The following is a 6,552-nucleotide window of genomic DNA, read 5'->3' as shown; positions in this document are numbered from 1 at the left end:
TGGGTGCGTAACCACCCATGAGCACCGCCGGGTGAACGCTGAACCCCTCGGCGATGCGCTCGATTTCGGCGACTTTCCACTCCGTAGCGCTACGCAGGCGCGCGCTCACGGCCGGCTGGGTGAGCCCCAGCCACTTCGCGAGCTCGGTCTGCGACACGTCATACCTACCCAACAGGGCGCGCACCTCATTGCTGACGATCGCGACCAAGGGCCGACTCGCCCGCTCCGGGAACTGAATCACTGTTGTCATGGCAACGAATATATGCGCTCGACAACTGCGTTACAAGATGAGCTGATGAAGCGACACGCCGAACCGTTCGTTAGTAGGTGACCTGCTAGCAGTTCATCTGCTACAACTGTGCTCGTGGCTACTAATCCGAGCGCAGCAGTAGGCGCAAACGTCAGAGCTGAGATGGCGCGCCGTTCCATGTCTCAGACGCAAATCGCTGAGCGGCTTGGGATTTCGCAACCTGCAGTCAGTGCTCGCCTGTTGGGCCGCACACCGTTCGATGTCAACGAGCTGGTGGCAATCGCCGAGGTCCTCGGCGTCCCGGTTTCCACGCTCATCGGCGAGAAGGACTGCGCGTGATCGCCAAGCAATGCCCACAAGAGGCACCCGCAGATCTCCTCGAATGCCCCCGCGGCTGTGGGTTCGTCACCCTCGCCAAGCCCAGCCTGCGGTGGGGTCCCTGGCGGTTGGCGGTGCACCTGCTTGTTAGCCAGCGGTGCCCGACGCCCTTCCCCGGCATCGCCTCGACCCGCATGACGCCCGCCGAACTGCGGCGGCATCGCAACCCCGAACCGAGAGGACACCACCGTGGAAACTGACAACCTCGCCACCGCCGAGCATTTCCTCAACGAGATCGACGGCGACGACCTGGGGTCCGTCACCGAGGAGATCGCCTACGCGCAGGCCCAGGCCACCGTGGCGCTGGTCAAGACGCTGCGCGAGCTCGCGGCGACCGCCGACGATCTGCGCCGCGTCGTGTTCGCCAACGTGCCGAACGCCGAGGACGAGACCGGCGGCTCGCAGCAGGACGTCATCTGATGGCCTACGGACCCGACCCCGCTGCGCAGCGCGCCGCCGAGGAGGCCCAGGCCGAGGCCGAGGCCGCGATTCGCCGTCGGCTCGACGCCCAGGCGACCGCCTCGCTCAAGCCGTTCGAGCGCAAGCTGCTCGGCGTCCTTGAGGACATTCGCGACGCCGTGCAGTCGCCGGACCCCGGCCCGCTGCTGGTGACGCTCGCCCCGGAGATCGAGGCCGAGCATCGGCATCGGCTGCTCGCCCTGCTGCCCGAGGGCTCGTTGGTGACCGGGCCCAACTACCCGATCCTCGACGTCCGGCCGCTGGCCGGTGTGCCGGTCACCAACGTCACGAACCTCGTTGACCGCGACGCCCTCGACGCGACGGTCTGCCAGGTCTGCGGGCTGAGCGAGCTGCTCGATGCCACACCCGACGACCTTAGCGAGGCGATCACCGTCGCGGCAGGCGCAATCGCGGCAGCCGCACCGGCGACACCGACGAGCACGGTCGAGCACTACGCCGAGGTCGCGATTGATGCCGCGCTCAAGTGGGTCGCTCACCGCGACGACGAGACGCCCTCGGACCGCGCCGAGGTCCAGGACGGGGCCGCTGGCGGTGACCAGGACCCGCCAGCGGAGCACCCCGAGCAATAGGAAACGCCGGCCGGATTGCCGCCGGCCGGCGCTCAAGTGATCACGAGAGGAACCAACAACCCGTGTTCGAGACGAACGATAGCAACCGCAACTCTCAACGTATTCCGGCCGGACCGGCGCGCGCTCACGTGCTGGCGCTCATCGATGCCGGGCACACTCCGCGCACCATCGCCCGCGCCGCGGGGCTGGAAACCCGGCGCATCACGATCCTGCTGAGCGAGCACACCGAGCGCGGCGAATCGCGCCGCCCTGGCTACGAGCACCGCATCGCCCGGCCGGTCGCCGAACGCATCCTCGCCGTCCCGATCCCCGACGGCCTGTTCGTGTGCGCCGTCGGCCCTGTGCGTCGACTGCAGGCCCTCGTGCGCATCGGGCACCCGTTCTACGAGATCGCCGCGGCCGTCGGGCACGGCTACACCGGCAAGGTCCTCGCCGAGATCGCGCTCGGCCGCCCCGAGATCGTCGACTCGGAGCTCGCCGCCGCGCTCGCCGAGCTCTACGAGCACTGGCACCTGGTGCCCGGCACCAGCATCGAGGCCCGCGAGCTCGGCCGCGAGCACGGGTTCGCCGCGCCGCTCGCGTGGGCTGTCGACGAGGACGACGTCGCCGGGTCGATCGACGACCCCACTGCGCAGCCGGTCGGTGTCGAGCGGCCTGATCGTCGCCGCTGGCGGCAGGTGCCCGCCGACTTCACCGAGATCGTTGCGGACCATCGGGATCTCGGGCATTTCGACGAGGAGATCGCCACCGCGCTGGATATCTCGCTCAACACATTCGCCAAGCGGCTGCACCGCGCGGGCCTGTCTGAGCGTCGCCGCGGCGACGGCAACCACGCGATGATCCGCCCGCTCTACGGGGCCCGCTACGCGATCCGCATGTCCGCGGCGCACTCGGGCGCGGTGCGACGTATGTCCGGGGTCGCATCATGAGCAACCCGGTCATCAACTACATGAAGATCGCGGATTGCCGCGCAGACCGCGGGATCGTGCGGGTCCAAATCGCCGTCACGATCAACGAATCCGCGTTCGCCGGTGTGCCGATCGCCGAGTGGCCCGAGGCTATCCGCCAAGAGCTCATGACCGCCGAGGTGGCCCGCGTCGATATCGCCCAGCGGACCTGCCTGGTCGACAAGCGCAACGACGAGGCCGGGCGATGAGGCGGCACCCCGAGGGCGTGCGGTTCTACACCCGCCGAGATCCCCAGTTCATCGAGCCGGGCACCGACGCCTGGCGCGGTGTCATCACGCCGAGCAAGGTCGCAGCGATCCTCGGCGAACCGGGCGACCCGGTCAGCCGCTACGAGAGCCCGTTCCGTCTCTGGCATCGCATGAAGGGCCTTGTGCCGCCCGAGGAGCCGAAAGACGCGTTCGCGCTTGGGCATGACGTCGAGCACCTGGCCGCGGCCCGCTACCGGCGCGACCGCTCCGACTGGCTGCTCTCCCCCGACGAGGTGCAGGCGCACGTCGACCCCGAGAAGTTCGGGTTTCCCGTCGTGGCCACGCTCGACCGCCGCGGTGTTCGCGGGGCCAGCCGCCGCGTCGTCGAGTTCAAGCTGGCCCGCAACCTTGACGACATTGAGGTGTGGGGCGACGACCTCAACGGCGAGCTCCCCGACGATTACCACGCCCAGGTGACCGCGCTCATGCTGTTCACGGGGTGGACCGAGCTGGCCGGCGAGCTGCTCGTCGTCGGGCCCTACCTGCAGCACCGCATCTACACCGTCGACTACGACCGGCAGTTCGCCGCGTGGATCATCCAGAAGTGCCGGCGGTTCTACGAATCGCTGGCCGGTGACGAGCCGCCCCCGCTCGACAACACCACGGCGACCTACCAGTGCTTGCGCGCGCTGCACCCCGAGATCGATCGCGGCGTCAACGCCGTCATCCCGCTCGACGAGGCACACGAATTCGCCGCGGCCCGTGAGCGTCTCGGCCAGGCCACCGACACATTCGCCTACCACAAGAACCTCCTGCTCAAGCGCATGGAGCGGGCGCAATACGCGGTCGTCGAGGACGGCGACGCCGACCCGATCCGCATCGCCGAACGCCGCTCGCAAGGCGCGAACAAAGGCCCCGCGTTCTACCCCGTCAAATCCGTCGGCCCAGCAGACCTGCCACGAATCGCCTGAGAGAGGAACACATGCCAGAGACCACCGAGGCCGAGATCGGCGTCAACCTCGGAGCCGACCCGAACCGGGCGCAACCGCCGGCCACCGCCGCGTCGAGCGCGCTCGCACTGCGCGCCGGGCAAGGCGATTGGACCGAGGACCAGCGCACCCAGCTGCGCTCGATGGGTCTCGAACACGCCACCGAGGCCGACCTCCGGTTGCTCTACCACTACGCCGCCCGCACCGGCCTCGACCCGTTCACCAAGCAGGTCTATCTGGTGTCGCGCAAGACGAAAGTCAAGGTGCGCGTTACCAACCCCGACACGGGCAACACGCGCGTCGAGGAGCGCGACGTCGACAAGTTCACCGCCCAGGTCGGCATCGACGGGTGGCGCGTGATCGGCACCCGCGCAGCGCGGCGCGAAGGCGTCCGGGTCGGCCACGAGGATGTCCTCTATCGCGGCAAAGGCACCGGCTGGCAGGACTATTGGGACAACGACGACGGCACCCCGGTCGCGTGCAAGTACACCCTCAGCGTCAACGGGGTCAGCATCTCAGCGACCGTCGCCTACTCCGAGTACGTGCAGCTGGTGCAGCGAGATGGCCAATGGCAGCCCAACTCGATGTGGAAAAAGATGCCGGGCAACCAGCTCGCCAAGTGCGGCGAGGCGCTGGCCTGGCGCAAGGCATTCCCGGCCGACTACTCGGGCATCGTGTTCGAGGACGCCGCCCAGCCCCACGAGGTGATCGACGGCGAAGTAGTCGAGGCCGGCGCGCCGGTGGCCACCGAGAAGTCCGCGCCGCGCAAGGCATCCGGGGCGGCCCGCAACCGTCAGCGCGCCGCCCGTGCTCAATCCGAGCCCGACACTGAGCAATCCGACACGCCGCCACCGATGAGCGAGCAGAAGCGCCGTCAGTTCTTGGACTCGATGTTCGGGTTCCTCGACCAGGGCCAGATCACCCAGCGCGACGACCAGCTGCGCGTGATCGCCGAACTCGGCGGCCTCGACGTGCTGCCTGATCACCGAGACGGGATCGACGACGCGACCCTGCATCGCATCGTGACCAAGCTCGCCCACCTCGCCAAGTCCGCGCACGAGACCGACAACCCGACAAAGGCCATGAGCGAGGCCATGACTGACGTGCTCGCGAGCTGGGTCAACAGCAGCAAGGACGACCAGTGACCGTCAACGACGAGCAGCTGCGCAAGATGGTCGCCCCGGCGCTGGTCGGCGCGGTGCGCAAGAGCACCCGGCACGGGGTGCGCATCGGTGTCGAGTTCGCCATCGAGGGCATCGCCGCGGCGGCCCGCGACTACCTCGACCAGGACCAGCCGGAAATCGCTGCGGCCCTGCGGGACACGGCCCACGCGATCGACGAGGCCGCCCGCATCCTGCTCGCCGCGCCGATCGAGGCTGCGCCCGCCGACCACCCGGCGGCTGCCGGTGACGAGGTCAGCGATGGCTAGGAGCGGCAAGTTTCGCGTCGGCCGGCTCACCCTCGGCCAGCTCGCCGACATGATCGACCGCTGCCGAAATCTCGGCTACGGCCCCAACGCCCGCGTCGACGTGGTCCTCGAAATCACCGACTACAAAGCCCCCGCCGACGACAACGCCGGTAGGTAACCCGCACAACCCGATAGGAGCACACACAACACATGGCGCGACAGAATCAGCCGGCCGACTTCTACGTGGCGTTCGGCGGCAACCACGGACAGACCGGTGTCGACGAGCCCGCCCTCGGGCAGCAGGTCGAGTACACGATTTTCGGCACGGTCAGCAAGGTTGCCGAGGCGATCCGCGACGACGGCGAAACCCGAACCACCGTCAGCGTCGACGTGGAGGCGGCGTGGCCCAAGGGCAGCAGGCGACCGGACGCCGCCAACCAGCCCGCGATGGTCGACCACGACGGCAAGGTCACCGCCGAGGCGGCCGGCGAGGCCGAGGAGTCCGGCGAGCTCATCGACACCAAGGGCGAGGACGAGGACGGGCCCGAGAACGTCGTCGCGTTCTCGGACGGCAAAGCCAAGTAGCCCGCTACCTGCGGAAGTTCCGGTTTTCAACACGAAATTGAGGAGTAGAGCATGAGCAGCAACCCCGGCCGTCGGCACCGCCGAGCAGCCCGGTTCGGTAACCGTCAGCCGACGCGGATGACCGAGTATCAGCGTCATCGCCAGGCCGAGCAGCCGCGCGGCGAGGTCAAGGTGCACGCGCACCTGCACGGCCTCGACCTCAACGCTGCCGTCGAGCTCGACGAGGCCGGCGCATTCGAGGGCATCCCGTGCGCTGTCGACGGCTGCGGCCAGGCGATCGAGTATTCGAGCGAGCTCGACGCGTGGCAGCACCACGCCACCAAGCGAATTCGGTGCGGTGGCGGCCGCGGCGAAGCTACCCCGCCCGACTGGTATGCCGGCGAACCGATCCTCGACGACGTGTTCGAGGACCTGGTCGCCGACGACGGTCTCGCCGAGGAGCTCGCCGACGCACCGCTGTTCGACGATCCACTCACCGAGCCCGAGGAGGAGCCGCAGCAGACCGCGGCCCCGCGTCGTGGCCGGCGGGTCGACGGCAACCCGTACGACACCGAGTTCGCACGCGGTGTCCTCGCCGGGCTGCAGCTCAAGCCGGTCTACATCAAGGGCACCGTGCCCGACGACGAGGTAGAGCGCCGACGGCTGCGCAACCGAGACGCGAATCGTTCCCGCCGGGCCAGCCGGCGCGCTCGCGTCAAACGAAACAAGGCCCGCCACCACAGCGCGGCCTAACCCCC

At 68.7% G+C, this 6,552-nt stretch carries 13 protein-coding genes; 12 read left to right on the top strand and 1 reads right to left on the bottom strand.

Annotated elements, in window-relative coordinates; translation table 11 throughout:
* Positions 1-250 (bottom strand): helix-turn-helix domain-containing protein (locus AC4LGL_RS33800; protein ID WP_491842596.1); only part of this gene is annotated, 250 nt, incomplete at its 3' end.
* Between the two features lie 108 nt (positions 251-358).
* Here AC4LGL_RS33800 and AC4LGL_RS33795 point away from each other — a divergent pair.
* The 12 genes from AC4LGL_RS33795 to AC4LGL_RS33740 all read left to right on the top strand — a co-directional run bounded on the left by AC4LGL_RS33795 (position 359) and on the right by AC4LGL_RS33740 (position 6,547).
* Positions 359-589, top strand: coding sequence for a helix-turn-helix domain-containing protein (locus AC4LGL_RS33795; RefSeq protein ID WP_491842595.1), 231 nt, complete (start codon positions 359-361; stop codon positions 587-589).
* Positions 586-828, top strand: a complete 243-nt coding sequence (locus AC4LGL_RS33790) for a hypothetical protein (RefSeq protein ID WP_491842594.1) — start codon at positions 586-588, stop codon at positions 826-828. The genes AC4LGL_RS33795 and AC4LGL_RS33790 overlap by 4 nt, the downstream gene beginning before the upstream one ends.
* Positions 818-1,048, top strand: coding sequence for a hypothetical protein (locus tag AC4LGL_RS33785; RefSeq protein WP_491842593.1), 231 nt, complete (start codon positions 818-820; stop codon positions 1,046-1,048). Before AC4LGL_RS33790 ends, AC4LGL_RS33785 begins: the two co-directional genes overlap by 11 nt.
* A complete protein-coding gene (locus AC4LGL_RS33780) occupies positions 1,048-1,677 on the top strand; it encodes a hypothetical protein (protein WP_491842592.1) in 630 nt (209 codons plus the stop codon). The genes AC4LGL_RS33785 and AC4LGL_RS33780 overlap by 1 nt, the downstream gene beginning before the upstream one ends.
* A 62-nt stretch (positions 1,678-1,739) precedes the next feature.
* On the top strand, positions 1,740-2,606 hold the full coding sequence (locus tag AC4LGL_RS33775) for a hypothetical protein (protein WP_491842591.1): 867 nt from the start codon (positions 1,740-1,742) through the stop codon (positions 2,604-2,606).
* Positions 2,603-2,833, top strand: coding sequence for a hypothetical protein (locus tag AC4LGL_RS33770; protein WP_491842590.1), 231 nt, complete (start codon positions 2,603-2,605; stop codon positions 2,831-2,833). The genes AC4LGL_RS33775 and AC4LGL_RS33770 overlap by 4 nt, the downstream gene beginning before the upstream one ends.
* Positions 2,830-3,804, top strand: a complete 975-nt coding sequence (locus AC4LGL_RS33765; RefSeq protein WP_491842589.1) for a YqaJ viral recombinase family protein — start codon at positions 2,830-2,832, stop codon at positions 3,802-3,804. The genes AC4LGL_RS33770 and AC4LGL_RS33765 overlap by 4 nt, the downstream gene beginning before the upstream one ends.
* An 11-nt stretch (positions 3,805-3,815) precedes the next feature.
* Complete coding sequence (locus AC4LGL_RS33760; RefSeq protein WP_491842588.1) at positions 3,816-4,967, top strand: recombinase RecT; 1,152 nt, start codon at positions 3,816-3,818, stop codon at positions 4,965-4,967.
* Positions 4,964-5,251 carry a hypothetical protein gene (locus AC4LGL_RS33755; RefSeq protein WP_491842587.1) on the top strand — a complete coding sequence of 96 codons (288 nt, stop codon included), beginning with the start codon at positions 4,964-4,966 and terminating at the stop codon, positions 5,249-5,251. Before AC4LGL_RS33760 ends, AC4LGL_RS33755 begins: the two co-directional genes overlap by 4 nt.
* Complete coding sequence (locus tag AC4LGL_RS33750; RefSeq protein ID WP_491842586.1) at positions 5,244-5,408, top strand: hypothetical protein; 165 nt, start codon at positions 5,244-5,246, stop codon at positions 5,406-5,408. Before AC4LGL_RS33755 ends, AC4LGL_RS33750 begins: the two co-directional genes overlap by 8 nt.
* A 32-nt stretch (positions 5,409-5,440) precedes the next feature.
* Entirely contained in the window at positions 5,441-5,815 is a 375-nt protein-coding gene (locus AC4LGL_RS33745; protein WP_491842585.1) for a hypothetical protein, read from the top strand.
* A gap of 51 nt (positions 5,816-5,866) precedes the next feature.
* Positions 5,867-6,547 carry a hypothetical protein gene (locus tag AC4LGL_RS33740; protein ID WP_491842584.1) on the top strand — a complete coding sequence of 227 codons (681 nt, stop codon included), beginning with the start codon at positions 5,867-5,869 and terminating at the stop codon, positions 6,545-6,547.
* Positions 6,548-6,552: the final 5 nt, after the last annotated feature.

Source organism: Mycolicibacterium arcueilense, assembly GCF_058536225.1.
This window is presented reverse-complemented; position numbering and strand designations above follow the sequence as displayed.

What these genes read in the sequence shown, in the direction of transcription:
- AC4LGL_RS33780 (WP_491842592.1), top strand. Translation starts at nt 1,048, where the DNA reads ATGGCCTACGGACCCGACCCCGCTGCGCAGCGCGCCGCCGAGGAGGCC.
- AC4LGL_RS33770 (WP_491842590.1), top strand. Translation starts at nt 2,603, where the DNA reads ATGAGCAACCCGGTCATCAACTACATGAAGATCGCGGATTGCCGCGCA.
- AC4LGL_RS33765 (WP_491842589.1), top strand. Translation starts at nt 2,830, where the DNA reads ATGAGGCGGCACCCCGAGGGCGTGCGGTTCTACACCCGCCGAGATCCC.
- AC4LGL_RS33760 (WP_491842588.1), top strand. Translation starts at nt 3,816, where the DNA reads ATGCCAGAGACCACCGAGGCCGAGATCGGCGTCAACCTCGGAGCCGAC.
- AC4LGL_RS33750 (WP_491842586.1), top strand. Translation starts at nt 5,244, where the DNA reads ATGGCTAGGAGCGGCAAGTTTCGCGTCGGCCGGCTCACCCTCGGCCAG.
- AC4LGL_RS33745 (WP_491842585.1), top strand. Translation starts at nt 5,441, where the DNA reads ATGGCGCGACAGAATCAGCCGGCCGACTTCTACGTGGCGTTCGGCGGC.
- AC4LGL_RS33740 (WP_491842584.1), top strand. Translation starts at nt 5,867, where the DNA reads ATGAGCAGCAACCCCGGCCGTCGGCACCGCCGAGCAGCCCGGTTCGGT.